Annotated in this window: 17 protein-coding genes; 8 read left to right on the forward strand and 9 right to left on the reverse strand. The window is 69.9% G+C overall.

Going from position 1 to position 16,557, the window contains the following annotated elements; genetic code table 11:
- The first annotated feature begins 32 nt into the window (after positions 1-32).
- Genes VNT59_RS15585 through VNT59_RS15600 form a run of 4 tightly spaced genes read left to right on the forward strand, consistent with a single transcriptional unit; the run spans position 33 to position 5,123 of the window.
- Positions 33-1,550 carry an ABC transporter substrate-binding protein gene (locus tag VNT59_RS15585; RefSeq protein WP_325499689.1) on the forward strand — a complete coding sequence of 506 codons (1,518 nt, stop codon included), beginning with the start codon at positions 33-35 and terminating at the stop codon, positions 1,548-1,550.
- Positions 1,551-1,582: 32 nt separating this feature from the next.
- Entirely contained in the window at positions 1,583-2,506 is a 924-nt protein-coding gene (locus tag VNT59_RS15590; protein ID WP_325499691.1) for an ABC transporter permease, read from the forward strand.
- A 2-nt stretch (positions 2,507-2,508) separates the two neighbouring features.
- Entirely contained in the window at positions 2,509-3,372 is an 864-nt protein-coding gene (locus tag VNT59_RS15595; RefSeq protein WP_325499693.1) for an ABC transporter permease, read from the forward strand.
- Positions 3,372-5,123, forward strand: coding sequence for a peptidase M14 (locus tag VNT59_RS15600; RefSeq protein ID WP_325499695.1), 1,752 nt, complete (start codon positions 3,372-3,374; stop codon positions 5,121-5,123). The genes VNT59_RS15595 and VNT59_RS15600 overlap by 1 nt, the downstream gene beginning before the upstream one ends.
- A gap of 6 nt (positions 5,124-5,129) precedes the next feature.
- Here VNT59_RS15600 and VNT59_RS15605 read toward each other — a convergent pair whose 3' ends face one another.
- Entirely contained in the window at positions 5,130-5,837 is a 708-nt protein-coding gene (locus VNT59_RS15605) for an aspartate/glutamate racemase family protein (RefSeq protein WP_325499697.1), read from the reverse strand.
- 114 nt (positions 5,838-5,951) lie between these two features.
- Between VNT59_RS15605 and VNT59_RS15610 the strand changes: the two genes are divergently transcribed.
- The 3 genes from VNT59_RS15610 to VNT59_RS15620 all read left to right on the forward strand — a co-directional run bounded on the left by VNT59_RS15610 (position 5,952) and on the right by VNT59_RS15620 (position 8,779).
- Complete coding sequence (locus VNT59_RS15610) at positions 5,952-6,920, forward strand: TRAP transporter substrate-binding protein (protein WP_325499699.1); 969 nt, start codon at positions 5,952-5,954, stop codon at positions 6,918-6,920.
- A 61-nt stretch (positions 6,921-6,981) separates the two neighbouring features.
- The gene (locus VNT59_RS15615) at positions 6,982-7,491 is read left to right on the forward strand and encodes a TRAP transporter small permease (RefSeq protein WP_325499701.1); all 510 of its coding nucleotides are present in this window, start codon (positions 6,982-6,984) and stop codon (positions 7,489-7,491) included.
- A complete protein-coding gene (locus VNT59_RS15620) occupies positions 7,484-8,779 on the forward strand; it encodes a TRAP transporter large permease subunit (RefSeq protein WP_325499703.1) in 1,296 nt (431 codons plus the stop codon). The genes VNT59_RS15615 and VNT59_RS15620 overlap by 8 nt, the downstream gene beginning before the upstream one ends.
- A 6-nt stretch (positions 8,780-8,785) precedes the next feature.
- On the opposite strand, the gene VNT59_RS15625 is transcribed toward VNT59_RS15620, so the two are convergent.
- Genes VNT59_RS15625 through VNT59_RS15645 form a run of 5 tightly spaced genes read right to left on the reverse strand, consistent with a single transcriptional unit; the run spans position 8,786 to position 12,953 of the window.
- On the reverse strand, positions 8,786-9,085 hold the full coding sequence (locus tag VNT59_RS15625) for a hypothetical protein (protein ID WP_325499705.1): 300 nt from the start codon (positions 9,083-9,085) through the stop codon (positions 8,786-8,788).
- Positions 9,085-9,339 carry a MoaD/ThiS family protein gene (gene thiS, locus VNT59_RS15630; protein WP_325499706.1) on the reverse strand — a complete coding sequence of 85 codons (255 nt, stop codon included), beginning with the start codon at positions 9,337-9,339 and terminating at the stop codon, positions 9,085-9,087. The genes VNT59_RS15625 and thiS overlap by 1 nt, the downstream gene beginning before the upstream one ends.
- The gene (locus VNT59_RS15635; RefSeq protein WP_325499720.1) at positions 9,336-10,610 is read right to left on the reverse strand and encodes an NAD(P)/FAD-dependent oxidoreductase; all 1,275 of its coding nucleotides are present in this window, start codon (positions 10,608-10,610) and stop codon (positions 9,336-9,338) included. The genes thiS and VNT59_RS15635 overlap by 4 nt, the downstream gene beginning before the upstream one ends.
- Before the next feature lie 8 nt (positions 10,611-10,618).
- Positions 10,619-12,466 (reverse strand): aldehyde ferredoxin oxidoreductase family protein, encoded by a 1,848-nt coding sequence (locus VNT59_RS15640; protein WP_325499708.1) that lies wholly within the window; start codon positions 12,464-12,466, stop codon positions 10,619-10,621.
- 13 nt (positions 12,467-12,479) lie between these two features.
- Positions 12,480-12,953: a 4Fe-4S dicluster domain-containing protein gene (locus VNT59_RS15645; protein ID WP_325499710.1), complete on the reverse strand. Its 474-nt coding sequence runs from the start codon at positions 12,951-12,953 to the stop codon at positions 12,480-12,482.
- 163 nt (positions 12,954-13,116) lie between these two features.
- Between VNT59_RS15645 and VNT59_RS15650 the strand changes: the two genes are divergently transcribed.
- A complete protein-coding gene (locus VNT59_RS15650) occupies positions 13,117-14,211 on the forward strand; it encodes a helix-turn-helix domain-containing protein (RefSeq protein ID WP_325499712.1) in 1,095 nt (364 codons plus the stop codon).
- A 12-nt stretch (positions 14,212-14,223) separates the two neighbouring features.
- On the opposite strand, the gene VNT59_RS15655 is transcribed toward VNT59_RS15650, so the two are convergent.
- Genes VNT59_RS15655 through VNT59_RS15665 form a run of 3 tightly spaced genes read right to left on the reverse strand, consistent with a single transcriptional unit; the run spans position 14,224 to position 16,486 of the window.
- Positions 14,224-15,057: a substrate-binding domain-containing protein gene (locus tag VNT59_RS15655; protein ID WP_325499714.1), complete on the reverse strand. Its 834-nt coding sequence runs from the start codon at positions 15,055-15,057 to the stop codon at positions 14,224-14,226.
- The gene (locus tag VNT59_RS15660; protein ID WP_325499716.1) at positions 15,054-15,755 is read right to left on the reverse strand and encodes a phosphate ABC transporter ATP-binding protein; all 702 of its coding nucleotides are present in this window, start codon (positions 15,753-15,755) and stop codon (positions 15,054-15,056) included. The genes VNT59_RS15655 and VNT59_RS15660 overlap by 4 nt, the downstream gene beginning before the upstream one ends.
- Positions 15,752-16,486, reverse strand: a complete 735-nt coding sequence (locus VNT59_RS15665; RefSeq protein ID WP_325499718.1) for an ABC transporter permease — start codon at positions 16,484-16,486, stop codon at positions 15,752-15,754. Before VNT59_RS15665 ends, VNT59_RS15660 begins: the two co-directional genes overlap by 4 nt.
- Between the last annotated feature and the right edge of the window lie 71 nt (positions 16,487-16,557).

A 16,557-nucleotide genomic window follows, 5' to 3' on the forward strand; every position in this document is an offset into this window, starting at 1 on the left:
CACCCCCAACGATTCCACCCCGGAGAACCACCATGAAACTCAAAGCTCTCATCGCCTCCGCCAGCCTGGTCTTCGCGACCCTGGCCGCCTCTCCCGGCGCGAATGCGGCGGGCACGCTCAACGTGGCCCTGCACCAGGATCCGGGCAACTGGGATCCGATCGCGACCTTCCTGGTCTCGTGGGGCGCCGTCGGCAGCCAGATCTTCGACGGCCTGATCGTCCGCACCCCGGACATGAAGCTGGCGCCCGGCCTGGCCACCAAGTGGGAGTTCCTGGACAAGAACAGCAAGATCCGCTTCCACCTGCGGCCCAACGTCAAGTTCCACAACGGCGAGCCCTGCGACGCCGAGGCCGTGAAGTTCACCTTCGACCGCATGCTGGGCGACGAAGGCAAAAAGGGTCCGCAGCAGTCCAACTACAACTCGATCGACAAGGTCGTGGTGGTCGATCCGCTGACGGTGGACTTCGTGATGAAGAACCCGGACCCGGTGCTGCTGACCAAGCTGGCCGGCTACGGCGCGATGATCGTGCCGCCCAAGTACATCAAGGAAAAGGGCAGCCAGTTCTTCGGCATGAACCCGGTCGGCACCGGCCCGTTCAAGTTCGTCGAGTACAAGCCCAAGGTCAGCCTGGGCCTGGAGCGCAACGCCGCGTACTGGGGCGGCGCGCCGAAGATCGACCACCTCAATTACCGCTTCATCGGCGAGCCGGCGACCCAGGCCGCCGAACTGCAGGCCGGCCGCATCGACGTCGCCAACCAGATCCCGCTGGCGATGATCGAGACGCTCAAGAAGGACCCGAAGCTGGCCGTGGTCAGCATGGACGGGCCGGTGGCGCTGGCGCTGCGCTACAACACCAAGCGCGGCATCATGCAGAACCGCGACGTGCGCAAGGCGCTGACGATGGCCGTCGACCGCGACGCCATCATCAAGAGCGTGCTGCTCGGCAACGCGAAGCCGATCGCCAGCTTCCAGGGCACCCTGTCGTTCGGCAACGACCCGGCGCTCAAGCCCCTGCCCTTCAACCCGGCGCAGGCCAAGGCCATGCTGCAGAAGGCCGGCGTCAAGCCGGGCACGGCGATCCAGATCGACTTCCGCGGCCCCGACAGCAACTTCCGCGAAGTGGCGCAGGCCGTCGCCGGCTACCTCCAGGCCGTCGGCATCACCGCGACGCTCAAGCCGTACGACATCAACGTGCTGCTCAACGACATCATCCCGAACGGCAAGACCGGCGAGATGTGGCAGAACCAGTGGGGCGGCTGGACCTTCGACTACGACAACACGGCGTATGCGATGTACTACACCAAGCAGCGCTGGAACCCGTTCGACGACGACGCCAAGCTCAATGCCCTGCTGCACCAGCAGCGCAACACCTGGGACCAGAACGCCCGCAAGACGACGCTGCACGAGATCGCCCGCTACGTCGCCGACCAGGCGCTGGAAATGCCGCTGTACAGCCTGAACACGATCTACGGGTTGAACAAGCGCGCGAAGAACCTGGAGCTGCCGGCGGACGGCCGCTTCCGCTTCGTCAACGCGACCGTCGAGTGACGGTCGGCTGACGCGACAGGGCCACACGGACGATGGGCGCCTTCATCCTCAAGCGAGTCTTGCAGGCGATCTTCGTCGTCCTGGTCGTGACCCTGTTCGTCTCCTACGCCGTGCGCCTGTCGGGCGACCCGGCGCTCATGCTCAGCCAGGGCGCCGGCAGCGTCACCGAACAGGACCTGCAGAACATCCGCGCCGGCCTGGGCCTGGACCGGCCGTTCCTGGTGCAGTACGCCGAGTTCGTGCGCGGCGTGCTGGTGGGCGACTTCGGCAAGAGCTTCATGGGCGGCACGCCGGTGTCGCGCCTGATCGCCGACGCGCTGCCCGCGACGCTGGCGCTCGCCGCGGTGTCGCTGCTGCTGTCGATCCTGGTCTCGGTGCCGCTGGGCGTCCAGGCCGCCGTGAAGCAGGGCAAGGGCATCGACCAGTTCATCCGCATCTTCTCGCTGATCGGCCTGTCGTTCCCGAACTTCTGGCTGGCGATCATGCTGGTGCTGCTGCTGTCGATCACCTTCCCGCTGCTGCCGCCGTCCGGATGGGACGGGCCGGTGAGCCTGATCATGCCGGCGCTGACCATGGCCATCATCCTGTCGGCCACCAACGTGCGGCTGGTGCGCACGTCGATGCTGGAGACGCTCTCGGCGCAGTACATCACGGTGGCGCGCAGCAAGGGCCTGCAGGACCGCGTGGTGCTGTACAAGCACGCGCTGCGCAATTGCGCGATCCCCCTGATCACCTACATCGGCCTGCAGTTCGGCAACCTGATCGGCGGCATCGTGGTCGTCGAGAAGGTGTTCAACTGGCCGGGACTGGGCACCCTCGCCTTCGATGCGATCGCCGGCCGCGACTATCCCGTCCTGCAGGGCACGGTGACGGTGCTGTCGCTGGTGATCGTCGCCGTCAACCTGCTGGTCGACATGGCCTACGGCCTGGTCGATCCGCGCATCCGCACCCGCTAGCCATGCAGCCCGCCCCGCTCCCCCTCGCCGCCGGCGGCGCGCGCAGCTTCCAGTGGCGCTCGCTGGAATTCATCCTGGGCGCCGTGCTGACCGGCGCGATGCTGCTGCTGGTGCTCCTGTCGGTCTGGATCTTTCCCGACCGCGGCTCGGCCATGGACCTGGCCGCGCGCCTGAGTCCGCCCTTCGCCCAGTGGAGCCACCCGCTCGGCACCGATCCCCTGGGCCGTGACGTGCTGGCCCGGGTCCTGGTCGGCGGCCGCATCTCGCTGATGGTGGGGCTGCTGTCGGTGCTCGGCGCGTCCGTCCTGGGCATCGTCATCGGCCTGATCGCCGGCTACTACCGCGGCTTCTGGGACATGCTGCTGATGCGCTGCGTCGACGTCCAGCTGGCGCTGCCCTTCATCCTGATCGCCCTGACCTTCATCTCGATCCTGGGCGGCGGGCTGGCCAATATCATCGTGTTCATGATCATTTCGCAGTGGGTGCAGTACGCGCGGCTGGTGCGCGGCATGGTGCTGTCGGTGCGCGAACGCGAGTTCGTGCAGGCGGCGCGCGCCTTCGGCGTGGCCGACCTGCCGATGCTGCGGCACCACATCCTGCCCAACGTGATCGGCCCGGCGATCATCCTGATGACGCTCAACGTCGCCAACAACATCCTGCTGGAGAGCAGCCTCACGTTCCTCGGCCTGGGCGTCGATCCGCTGATCCCGAGCTGGGGCGGCATGCTGGCCGACGGCCGCACCTACATGCAGACGGCCTGGTGGGTCACGGTCTTCCCCGGCGTGGCGATCATGCTGACGGTGCTGGGCCTGAACCTGCTGGGCGACTGGCTGCGCGACCGCATCGATCCGACCGGAAAGCTCTGATGCCCAATACCTTGCTGGAGACCAGCGTTCCGCGCACGCTGATCGCGTGGACCGACCGCTTCGCGCGGCCCGAGTGGCGCGGCGCCGTCGTCGAGGGCTGGCTGTTCGAGGGCGCAGCGGCCCGCCGCGGCGCCGAAGAGCGCCTGCAGGCCGCCGGGGTGCAGGCCCGCCTGCGCAGCGCCTACAAGCCGTTGCTGCACTTCTTCCTGGAGGAAGTCGACCGCGACCAGCTGGCCGCCGTCACGGTGCGTTATCCGGTGCACCCGCTGGCCCTGCCCGGCCGCTTCATGCTGGAGGCGTATCCGCTGGCCGCCATGCTGCCGGCCCTGCGGTTCGAGCCGGGCGGCGAAGACCTGCACTACGAGGTGTCGCTCGCGTTCAAGGACGGCCGCACCCGGACCGAGCGCGTGTTCGCGCCCAACCGCGAGCACGAGGGCGCTGGCGGCGCCGGCCTGCTGTCGCCCACCGGCTGGCTGCGCGTGCGGCGGCAGGCCGACCAGCCGCCGCAGATCGACGAACGCCACGAGACGGTGTTCGAGACGCTGTTCGCCCGCATGATGCAGGCCGTGCGGGCCTACGAATGGCCGGCCCAGGAACCCTATTTCGAGCGGCTCGACATCCGCGTCGACCTGCCCGGCATCGACGAGCCGCTGCCGCTGGGCCACGAGTGCGTGAGCACGCTCGAAGCGCTGCACGAGGACATCTACTTCTCGCTGCTGGAGTTCTTCCAGGAGCGTTCCGGCCGCGTGCTCGGCGACCGGCGGCTGCAGCCGGGCCAGATCGTGCCCGACGTGCGCGCCACCGGCGCGGCGCCGCGGCTGCGCATCACCCGCACGGCGTTTGCGAGCGTGCCGGCCCCGGCGGCCGAGCCGGCCGCGTCAGCCGAGCCGCCCCTCGAGGCGCTCGAGGCGGCGCCGACGGCGCAGCGGGTTGCGCGCGAGTTGCAGACGATCCTGGGCCAGCGCTTCGCGGCCGGCAGCCGGCAGGGCCGCCCCGTGGAAGGCGTCTACCACCAGGGCAAGGGCGCGGCCGTGTTCGTCAGCGGCGGCCAGCACGCCAACGAAACCTCGGGCGTGGTCGGCGCGCTGCGCGCGGCGCAGGCGCTGCAGCAGCAGTTGGCCCACTTCGCGGTGCTGCCGCTGGAAAACCCCGACGGCTACGCCTTGCAGCGCGAGCTGGCAGCCCAGAACCCGCGCCACATGCTGCACGCGGCGCGCTACAGCGCGCTGGGCGACGACATCGAATACCGGGAGCAGCCGCCGCTGTACGAACGGGCGGCGCGCGACGAGGCGCTGGCGCTCTCCGGCGCCCAGCTGCACGTGAACCTGCACGGCTACCCGGCGCACGAATGGACGCGCCCGCTGTCGGGCTACCTGCCGCAGGGCTTCGAGCTGTGGACCATCCCCAAGGGCTTCTTCCTGATCGTGCGCCACCACGCCGGCTGGGAGGCCCAAGCGCGGGCGCTGATGGAGCAGGTCAGCGCCGCGCTGGCGCAGCTGCCGGGGCTGGCGGAATTCAACGCGCGGCAACTGGCGCTGTACGAGCGCCATGCCGGCAAGGTACCGTTCCAGGTGCTGCACGGCACGGCCTGCGCGCTGTCGAAGGTCGATCGCCCCGGCGCGCCGGTCACCCTGATCACCGAGTTCCCGGACGAGACGGTGCACGGCGAAGCCTTCCGCTTCGCCCACACGGTGCAGACGGAAGCCGCGCTCGCGGCGGTCCGCGCCTGGCAGTCGCTGGCGCGCCGCTGAGCGGCCTCAGCCGCGCGCGGCGAACGGCCGCAGCAGCGTTTCGCACTGCAGCAGCGAGCGCGTGCGCAGGCCGGTCGCCCGCTCGATCGCGGCCGCATATGGCGGCAAGTTGGTGCATTCGAGCACCAGCGTGCGCAGCAACGGCGCCCGCGCCAGCAGTCGCCGCGCCGCGCTGACGGCTTCCGCCGCCGCCTGCGTTGCATCGAGGTCGGTCCGGTCGCCCAGGATGGCGCCGGCGAACGCGCCACCGGCCGGCATGCCTTCCACCGGCACGTCGCCGAGTCGATCGGCCGGCACCCCGGCCGCAAGCAGATAGTCAGGTCCGAGACGCTGCGCGCTCACCGTCAGCACTCCCACCTGCGGCTCGGCTTCGAGCAGCGCCGGCAGCAGCGTCAGGCTGGAAGTGACGAGCGGCACGGGCACGGCCTGCTGCAGCTCGCGCTGGAACAGGACCAGGAAGCCGCAACTGGTGGTGATGGCGGCCGCGCCTTGCGCCTGCAGCCGGCGGGCCGCCGCCGCGAAATCGTCGAGGAGGCCGCTCGCGCGCAGCGCCGGCGCGTCCTGCACCACGGTGGTCGCGGTGGCGCGCTCGACCACCACGCGGCGGGTCGGCACCGCGAAGCTGGCGGGGTGGCCGATGTCGCCCGGCAGCCGCGGAAATCGGGTGCGCAGCATCAGGATCCCGAGGAAGGCGCCTTGATCCAGGTCAGGCACCGCGTCCCGCTGCGGCGGCGGCGGTCCCACAACCGCGGGAAATACCGGGTCGGCTGGCACGGCATTCGCACGTATGCTCGGCTTTCTCATCTTCCCAATTCTCCCGGAGAGACCATGAAACTCAAGTTCGGATTGATGGCCGCGGCGCTCGCGCTCGGCGGCGCGGCGATGGCGCAGACCAAGTGGGACCTGCCCGCGGCGTATCCGGCCAGCAACTTCCACAGCGAAAACCTGGTGCAGTTCGCCAACGACGTGGACAAGGCGACCGGGGGCAAGCTGAAGATCACGGTGCACTCGAACGCCGCGCTGTTCAAGGCGCCCGAGATCAAGCGCGCGGTGCAGCAGGGCCAGGCCCAGATCGGCGAGATCCTGCTGGTGAACTTCCAGAACGAGTGGCAGCTCTTCGGCGCCGATGGCCTGCCGTTCCTGGCCGACAGCTACGACGCATCGATGAAGCTGTACAAGGCGCAAAAGCCGTTCCTCGAGAAGAAGCTCGGCGAGCAGGGCATGATGCTGCTGTACGCCGTCGCCTGGCCGCCGCAGGGCATCTACACCAAGCGCACCCTCAATTCGGCGGCCGACATGAAGGGCCTGAAGTGGCGCGCCTACAGCCCGGCCACCGCGCGCATCGCCGAACTGGTGGGCGCGCAGCCGGTCACGGTGCAGGCCGCCGAGCTGTCGCAGGCGATGGCCACCGGCGTCGTCGATTCGTACATGTCGTCCGGCTCGACCGGCTACGACTCCAAGACCTACGAGCACATCAAGAACTGGTACGACACCCAGGCCTGGCTGCCGAAGAACGCCGTCATCGTCAACAAGGCGGCCTTCAACGCGCTCGACAAGGCGACGCAGGACGCCGTGCTGAAGGCCGGCGCCGAAGCCGAAACGCGCGGCTGGAACATGTCGAAGGCGGAGAACACCCGCACCCAGAACCTGCTGAAGCAAAACGGCATGAGCATCATCACGCCGCCGGCGCAGCTGAAGGCCGACATGAAGAAGGTGGGCGACACGATGCTCAAGGAATGGCTGGACAAGGCCGGCCCCGAAGGCAAGCAACTGGTCGACGCGTACCGCAAGCTCTGACGACAAGGCACACGAGGAAGGGGTGTCCCGCGGCGGCTCGCAGCCCTGCGGGACTTTTCACATGAGAAGAACTCTGGATCTGCTGTACGACGCCGCGGCCTGGCTCGCCGCGCTGGCCATGATCGGCGTGCTGGTATGGGTGCTGCTTTCCATCATCAGCCGCCAGCTCGGCTTCAACATTCCCGGCACCGACGCCTATGCGGGCTACAGCATGGCGGCGGCCGGCTTCCTGGCGCTGGCCCATACGCTCAAGCGCAACGAACACATCCGCGTCACCTTGCTGCTGGGCCGCTTGAAGGGCCGCGCCGGCCAGGTGCTGCAGATGTGGGCGCTGTCGGTGGCGGTGCTGCTGGCCGGCCTGTTCGCGTTCTATTCGGTGCGCCTGGCCTGGCAGTCGCACGCCATCAACGACGTCTCCACCGGCAACGACGCGACCCCGCTGTGGATCCCGCAGATCGCGATGGGGATTGGCACCGTGGTGCTGCTGGTCGCGTTCGTCGACGAGTGGTTCCTGCAGTGGAGCGGCAAGCGGCGCGAGGCCGCGCCCGGGGAGGCCCTGCACAATGAGTGACGTCACCATCACCACCCTGCTGATCGTGGCGCTGTTCGCGCTGCTGGGCACCGGCGTCTGGATCGGCCTCACGCTGGCCGGCGTCGCCTGGATCGGCATGCAGCTGTTCTCCTCGCGCCCCGCGGGCGACGCGATGGCGATCACCGTGTGGGGCTCGGCGTCGAGCTGGACCCTCACCGCCCTGCCGCTGTTCATCTGGATGGGCGAGATCCTGTTCCGCACGAAACTGAGCGAGAGCATGTTCCGCGGCCTCGCGCCCTGGGTGAGCCGCCTGCCCGGCCGCCTGCTGCACACCAACGTGATCGGCTGCACCATCTTCGCCGCCGTCTCCGGCTCGTCGGCCGCCACCTGCGCGACCATCGGCAAGATGACGCTGCCGGAACTGGGCCGGCGCGGCTACCCGGAGGACATCACCATCGGCTCGCTGGCCGGCGCCGGCACGCTGGGCCTGCTGATCCCGCCCTCGATCATCATGATCGTGTACGGCGTGACGGCCGACGTTTCGATCGCGCGCCTGTTCGTCGCCGGGATCATCCCTGGCATCGTCCTGGCGGCCCTCTTCTCCGGCTACCTGGCCGTCTGGTCGGGGCTCAATCGCGACCGCGTGCCGCCGCCGGACCGGGTGCTGTCCTTCGGCGAGAAGCTGCACGAGTCGCGGCACCTGATCCCCGTGGTGCTGCTGATCGCGGCGGTGCTCGGCTCGATCTACAGCGGCGTGGCGACGGCGACCGAAGCCGCCGCCGTCGGCGTGGTGGGCTCCCTGCTCATTTCGGCCGTGCAGCGCTCGCTCACCTGGGCCACCTTCCGCGAATCGCTGCTGGGCGCCACCCGCCTGTACTGCATGATCGCGCTGATCCTGTCGGGCGCCGCGTTCCTTACGCTCTCGATGGGCTACATCGGGCTGCCGCGGCACCTGGCCGAGTTCGTGACGTCGCTGGGCCTGAGCCCGTTCATGCTGATCGTCGCGCTGGCGGTCTTCTACGTCATCCTCGGCTGCTTCCTGGACGGCATTTCGATGGTGGTGCTGACGATGGGCGTGATCCTGCCGACCGTGACGGCCGCGAAGCTGGACCTGATCTGGTTCGGCATCTTCATCGTGATCGTGGTGGAGATGGCGCAGATCACCCCGCCGGTGGGCTTCAACCTGTTCGTGCTGCAGGGCATGACCGGCAAGGAGATCACCTGGATCGCCAAGGTGACCTTCCCCTTCTTCCTGCTGATGTGCGTGATGGTCCTGCTGCTGTGGTGGTTCCCGCAGATCGCGACCTGGCTGCCGTCGAAGATGTGACCGGCTTCAGCCGCCGCCGCGCTGCATGTACAGGTCGAACCGCCGCATGAAGGCCAGCCGCTCGTCCGGCCCGACATCCTCGAAGCGGAACCTCACCTGCAGGCGCGGCAGCCGCACCCGTCCGATCGTGCGCGGCGCGCCGGCGCGCCAGGCCAGATGCAGCGTGCCGCCGCCGATCTGCGCGCTGGCCGTGGCGCCGTCGCGCCGCCACGCGCGCGGGCCGATCGCCGCCGGCAGCGTGCGCAGCCACTCGGCCTCGGTGCATCCCATCTCGCGCTCGAAGGCCGGCGGGTAGGCCGACTGCATCAGCCGCCCGCGATCGGCGGCCAGATCGCCAGCGTGTCGCCTTCGCGCAGCGCGTGGCTGGCCCGTTGCGCCGGGCCGATGTAGACACCGTTGACCAGCACCAGGTGCACCAGCTTCGGCGGCAGGCGGAACGGCTCGATCACCTGCGCGATGGTGGCACCGGCCGGCACCTCCAGCGCCACCACGTTGTCGGCGCGCGAGGGCGCCGGCAGGTAGTCCGTGAGCGTGGCGAACAGCTTGAAGGTGATCTTCACCGGCGGCGCTCGTCCCGGGCGCCTTGCCACTGGCCCTGCGCCTGGGCGCTGGCGAGATACGCTTCCACGAGGCGGGTCGGATCGGCCTTGAGCCGGTCCTTCCACGGCCCCAGCCGCACCTGCCCTTCCACCAGGCCGCGCAGCACGCCGACATGGTCGGTCCAGCCGACGCTGTTGCAGCCAACCATCAGGTCGTCCTTGAACTGCAGGCTCAGGTGCCGCCCGGCGTTGCGGTCCGTCACTTCCACCTGGTCGCCGCCGGGCAGGCCCCGCCATTCGCCGAAGCTGGTGGACACGAGCCCCAGCGTGTCGAGCACGTTGATCTGCGTGACCGCCTGCAGCTGCGCGCGCAACCCCGCCATGTTGAGGCCGGCCACCCGCCCCTGCTCGGACGCATTGGGCTGGATCGCGCTCACCACGTGGCGGCCGCTGAAGTTGTCGAAGGCTTCGGCGCAGTCACCGGCCGCGTAGATGCCCGCCACGTTGGTCTGCATGAACGCATCGGCAAGCACGCCGGTCTTGCAGCGCACGCCGCAACCCTCCAGGAAGCCGATCGCCGGCTTGACCCCGGTGGCGCTGATCACGAGGTCGGCGCCGATCCGCTCGCCGTTGGACAGGCGCACCGACAGCGGCGCTCCCGGGCTGATCGCCTCCACCTTGGTGCCGGTGTAGACCTGCACGCCGCGCGCCAGGCACCAGTCCTTGATCATGGCGCCGGCGGTCGGGCCCATCATGCGCGGCACCATGCGGTCGCCCATCTCCACGACGGCGAGCTGCACGCCGCGGGCGGCGAGCGCCTCCATGATGATGCAGCCGATGAAGCCGGCGCCCATCTGCAGCACGCGCGCGCCGCGGACGGCCAGCGCCATGATGCGGCGCGCGTCCTCCAGCGTCCAGCACGGGTGCACGCCGGGCAGGTTGATGCCCGGGATCGGCGGGCGCAAGGGCATCGAGCCGGTGGCGACCAGCATGGTGTCGAAGCCGAGCTGGCGTCCGCTCGCCAGCGTCACCGTGCGCGACGCGGTGTCGAGCGCGGTGGCGCGGTCGCGCACCACGTTGATGCGCAGCGCGTCGTAGTGGCCAGCTTCCTTGCGCAACCACGTGCCCTGCTCCCCGATCTTGCCGCTCAGGAGGTAGGGGATCGCCATGCGCGAGTACGGCGGTTCCGGCTCGTCGCCGACGATGGTGACGGCGTCCTGCGGCCGGTGCTTGCGGATCGTCTCCGCGGCGATCACCCCCGCGGGCCCGGCGCCCAGGATCAGGTGGTGCATCGTCACGGCTACAGCCCCAGGCGCTGCCGCGTTTCCGGCTTCAGGGTGCCGTCGGCATTCCAGCCGCGCACCTCGTAGTAGTGCGGCAGCATCTTCGCCAGCTCGTTGACCTTGCCCTTGGCCGGTCCGGTCCTGGCCGGCTCGGTGAGCAGCCGCTTGGGCAGCGTGTCGTCGGCGGCGGTGAGTCCGGCGCGGTTGTTGAAGTCGCGCTCCAGGTTCCAGATCCGCTCGCCGATCAGGGCCAGGTTCTCGGTCGAATAGTCCTCGCCGCAGGCGGCGGACAGCTGCGGCGCCAGGTCCGGCAGGCCCCACGCGAAGGTGGTGAAGATGCACAGGCCCGACGAATCGAACGCGCCGGTCGCGTCCTGGAACGCCTTCACCAGTTCCGGCTTGCCTTCGGTGGCGAGCGGATCGGTCTTGACCGGAATGCCCATCACCTCGGAGGCGACGGTGTAGCCGCGCAGGTGGCAGGCGCCGCGGTTGCTGGTGGCGTAGGCGAGGCCGATGCCCTGGATGCCGCGCCCGTCGTAGGCGGGGAATTCCTGGCCCTTGACGCTCATCGACAGGTCGGGATGGCCGTACTTCGCCGTCAGCCGCCTGGAGCCCAGCCCGATTTCCTTGCCGAAGCCCTGGCCGGTGACCGTCTGCTCGGCCAGGAACGCCAGCGCCTGGGCCGAGCCGAACGTCGCCTCGATGCCGACCTGCTCCTTGGTCAGCACGCCCATCTCGTACAGCTCCATCACGGCGCCGACGGTGGCGCCGAAGCTGATCGGGTCGATGCCGTCCTCGTTGCACAGCTGGTTGGCGTACTGCAGGGCCTCCAGGTCGTTGACGCCGTTGGCCGCGCCGAGCGCCCAGGCGGCCTCGTACTCCAGGCCGCCGCTGGCGTTCCAGTACTGCGGCTTGTTGGCCACGGTGAAGTGGCCCTCGTCCATCTTGCTGATGCGCCCGCACGCGATGGTGCAGCCGAAGCAGGCCTGGTTGGTCACCAGGTGCTTGCGGCCGTCGGTCTTGCGCGGCGTCGCCATCGCCTCGGCCGAAATGTCCTTGGCGCCCTCGAACTGCACGTCGCGGTGGTTGCGGGTCGGCAGGGCGCCGATCTCGTTGATCACGTTCATCAGCACCTGCGTGCCGAACGCCGGCAGCCCCTGGCCGGTCACCGCGTTCTCGGCCAGGATCTTCTTCTTCTCCTTCACCGCCTGCATGAACGCCGCGGGGTTGCGGATGTTGCCGACGCCCTTGGTGCCGCGCACCGCGATCGCCTTCAGGCCCTTGCTGCCGGCGACGGCGCCCACGCCCGAGCGGCCGGCCGCCCGGTGCAGGTCGTTGACGATCGAGGCGTACAGCACCAGGTTCTCGCCGGCGCGGCCGATGCTCGACACGCGCAGCAGCGGATCCTGCAGCGACTTCTTGAGGATCTCCTCGGTCTGCCACACGGTCTTGCCCCACAGGCCAGAGGCGTCGCGCAGTTCGGCGAGGTCGTCGTTGATGTACAGGTAGACCGGCCGGGGCGCCTTGCCCTCGACGATCACCATGTCCCAGCCGGCCATCTTGAGCTCGGCCCCGAAGTAGCCGCCCGAGTTGGAACAGGCGATCGCGCCCGTGAGCGGCCCCTTGGTGACGACCGTGTAGCGCCCGCCGGTGGAGGCCATGGTGCCGGTGAGCGGGCCGGTCGACCAGATCAGCTTGTTGGCCGGCGACAGCGGATCGATCGTGGGATCGATCTCCTCGACCAGGTATTTCGAGGCGAGGCCGCGCGAGCCGATGTAGGCCCGGGCCCAGTCCATGTTCAGCGGCTCCGGCCTGACGGTGCCGTTGGTGAGGTCGACGCGAAGAATCTTTCCTGCCCAGGACATGATGTTGCCTCCTTCACGCAGCGGGTTGGTTGCCAAGCTTGCCGGCCCACTGCTTCATGCGGTCCAGGCCGGTCCAGTTGGCGTCGATGTAGGTGATGGCGCCGGTCGGGCACGCGTCGGCGCAGGCCGGTTGGCCGCCGCACAGGTCGCATTTCTGCACCTTGCCGGTCTCCTGCACGTAGTTCACGGTGCCGAACGGGCAGGCGATGGTGCAGACCTTGCAGCCGACGCAGGTGGTCTCGTTGACCACCTTGGCGCCGGTGATCCGGTCGATCGTGATCGCCTCCACCGGGCAGGCGTGCAGGCACCAGGCCTCGTCGCACTGGGTGCAGGTGTAGGGCACCTTCTTGCCGGTGTGGTGGAAGTCGAAGACCTTGATGCGCGAGCGCGCCGTGGCGAAGGTCCCGTAGTTCTCGAACGAGCACGCCATCTCGCATTGCAGGCAGCCTGTGCACTTGTCCGCGTTGATGTGCAGCACTTTTTGCATCTGCGTCTCTCCTGGAAGTGATGGCGCCAGCGGCGCCGTTCTGCAGCCGTTTTGCTTAACCATTGTTGAAACCGGGTTCGCCGCGCCGGATGCGTACTAACCCTAGGCGTTCGAGTTATTCTCAACTTGAGACATCTCATCCTTGTTGGCCGACAATCCCGTCATGCCCAGCACCATTGCGCTCGCGGCTCGCGACCGGCTCGCACTGATCGCGCGCGCGCGGCGCGCCGTGCTCGGCGGCGAGGACGCCGGCGCCCCGCTGCCGATCGAAGCCTGGGTGGAACGCTCCTGGCGGCGCTGCCTCGCGCTGGGGCAGCGGCCGGAGCACCATCTCACCTTCGACCTCATCGCCGCGCCGGCGCGGCGCCGCGTGATCGAGGAAAACCAGCCGCTGGTGCGGGCCGCGCGACCGGTGCTCGAGCGGCTCGGCGCCACGCTGGCCAGCAGCCGCTACTTCGCCGTGCTGACCAATCACGAAGGCATCGTGGTGGATGCCCACGGGCCGATCGATCGCGGCGACCGGCGCGCCGACCTGATCACGCGGGTCGGCGTCGATCTGTCCGAACGGTGCGTCGGCACCACCGCCATCGGCGCGGCCCTGACGGAACTGCAGCCGGTCTGGCTGCACCGGGGCGAGCATTTCTTTGCCGACACGTCGGTGTACAGCTGCGCCGGCGCGCCGCTGTTCGGACCGGACGGCCGCTGCGTCGGCATGCTCGACCTCACCGGCGTGGAGGCGATCGAGCGGCCGGAACTGAAACACCTGGCGGCGCAATCGGCCCGCAGCATCGAGAACGAACTGGTGCTGCGGCTGCCGCACGCGCTGCTGCTGCGCCTGAACTGGCCGGGACGGTCGCTGGGCGGCCCCGATGACGGCTTGGTGTGCCTCGATGCCGACGGCTGGGTGCTGGGCTGCAACGATGCGGCCAGGCAGTTGCTGCCGCAGCTGGCGCCCCCGGGCGGGCCCACCCATTCGGCGGAACTGTTCGCGCAGCGCTGCGAGTCGTGGTTCGACCTGGCGCGCCGCAGCGCGGCGCCGCCGGTGGAGGTGGCGCTGTGGTCCGGGCTGCGCCTGCAGGCGCTGCCGCAACTGCCGGGCCACGCGGGCGTCAGCATCCCGGCCAAGGCGCCGCTGCGCGAGGTCGAGATCGCGCTGATCCGCAAGGCGGTGGCCGAGGCGCGCGGCAACGTCGTGAAAGCCGCGCAGGCGCTGGGCATCAGCCGCGCCACGGTCTACCGCAAGCTGGGCAGGAAGTAGCTGTCGCCGGCGCTACCGGCCGGCGTTCGGAAAGAACAGCTGCTGGCCGTTGATCTTGAATGCCGCGATGGTCGACTGCCCCGCGGGCGAGGTGACCCAGTCGACGAACGCCTGCGCCGCCCTCGCCTTCACGTGCGGGTATTTCGCCGGATTCACCACCATCACCCCGTACTGGTTGAACAGCTTGCGGTCGCCTTCGACCAGCACGCCGAGCTCGCCCCGGTTGCCGAAACTGAGCCACGTGCCGCGGTCCGCCAGCGCATACGCATTGGCCGACGACGCGATGTTCAGCGCCTGCCCCATGCCGCAGCCGCACTGCTGGTAGCCGCCGACCCGGGCCGGCGCGACGCCGGCCTGGGCCCAGTAGCGCAGTTCGGCCGCGTGGGTGCCGCTCTTGTCGGCGCGCGACACGAACGGCGCCCTGGCGCCCGCGATCCTGCGCAGCGCCGCCACGATGTCGTGGCCGCGCACGCCGGCCGGGTCGCTGTTCGGGCCGACCAGCACGAAGTCGTTGTACATCACGGGCCAGCGCTGGACGGCGCCGCCCTCGGCCACGAACTTCTCTTCCGCCGCCTGGTCGTGCACGAACAGCACGTCGGCGTCGCCGCGGCGGGCCATGTCGATGGCCTGTCCGGTCCCCACGGCGACCACCTTGACCTCGATCCCGGTGGCCCTGCTGAATGCCGGCAGCAGGAATCCGAACAGGCCGGACTGTTCGGTCGAGGTGGTGGAGGCCATGGTGATGGTCTCGCCCCAGGCGCCCGCGGCGCCGGCGGCGGCCGCCCCCGCCAGCAACAGCTTCGCTGCGGCGCGGCGGCCGCGCGCCAGCAACCCGTCCCGTCTCATGCCAGCTCCCCCCGTATGAACAGTTCGGCCTCGCCGGACGTCTGCGCCAGCCGGGGCCCGTTGAAGAAGTCGTGCACCGGCAGGTCGGCGAGCACGCGGCCCTGCTCCAGGTAGACCACGCGGGTGGCCAGCCGCTTGACCTGGCCGAGGTTGTGGCTGGCGAAGACCAGCGTCATGCCGTCGGCCGCGAACTGCGCCATCAGCGCCTCGACCTCGCGCTTGCCTTGCGGATCGAGACTGGAGGTCGGCTCGTCCAGCAGCAGCACGTCGGGGCGCAGGCTCCAGGCGCGGGCCAGGGCCAGCCGCTGCTGCTGGCCGCCGGACAGGGCCCGCGCGCTGCGCAGCGCCGCCTCGGCGAGGCCGACGCGCGCCAGCGCCGCCAGCGCCTGCTCGCGCGCCTGGCGCCAGCGCGTGCCGCGCAGCCACAGCGCCAACGCCACGTTGTTCATGGCCGAAGTGCGCAGCATGTACGGCCGCTGGAACACCATCGCCTGGCGCCGGGCGCCGTCGCGCAGCACCGATCCGGCCGCCGGCGGCAGCAGCCCGTGCAGCACCCGCAGCAGGGTGCTCTTGCCGCTGCCGTTGGCGCCCACCAGCGCGACGCGCTCGCCCGGCGCGATCCGCAGGTCGACGGCGCGCAGCGCCTGCACCGGCCCGAACCGCAGGTCCACGCCCTTGAGCTGGATCAGCGCGCTCATGCCGGCGCGCCTGCCAGCGCCAGCGGCCGGTCGTCGCGCAGGCTGCGCCAGCGGCGCAGCAGCGCGGTCGCCGCGTTCAGCGCCAGCACGGTGCCCAGCAGCACGATGCCCAGCGCCAGCGCCAGCGGCAGGTCGCCCTTGCTGGTTTCCAGCGCGATCGCGGTGGTCATCACGCGGGTGAAGCCGTCGATGTTGCCGCCGACGATCATCACCGCGCCCACCTCCGACACCGCGCGCCCGAACGCCGCGATCGCGATCGTGAGCAGCGCGTAGCGCTCGTCCCAGGCCAGCAGCAGGCTGCGGGTCGCGGCGCCGGCGCCGAGCGACAGCAACTGCTCGCCGCCCGCCGCGTGCGCGTCCTCGACGCTCTGGCGGGTCAGCGCGGCGACCACCGGGACGACCAGCACGGTCTGCGCGACGACCATCGCCTTGAAAGAGAACAGCCAGCCGAGGAAGCCCAGCGGTCCGGTGCGCGACAGCAGCAGGTAGACGACCAGTCCCACCACCACCGAGGGCAGCGCCAGCAGTGTGTTCAGCAGCGTGAGCAGCGCGCCGCGCGCGGGGAAGCGGGCGACGCCCAGCCACGCGCCGAGCGGCACGCCGATGGCGCAGGCGAGCGTGGCGGAAACGCCGCTCACGGCGAGCGAGCGGCCGACGATGGCGGCCAGGGTGGGATCGAGGCCGCCGATCAGCAGCACCGCGGTGACGAGGCCGTCGGAAAAGGTGTTCATGCGCGGCCGATGCTACGCGGCGCGCCGCCGCGGCGCATCGGGATCTGCGAGCTATGAACCGGGCTGCATAG

This window comes from Ramlibacter sp. (genome assembly GCF_035554825.1).
Taxonomy (GTDB): Bacteria; Pseudomonadota; Gammaproteobacteria; order Burkholderiales; family Burkholderiaceae_C; genus Ramlibacter.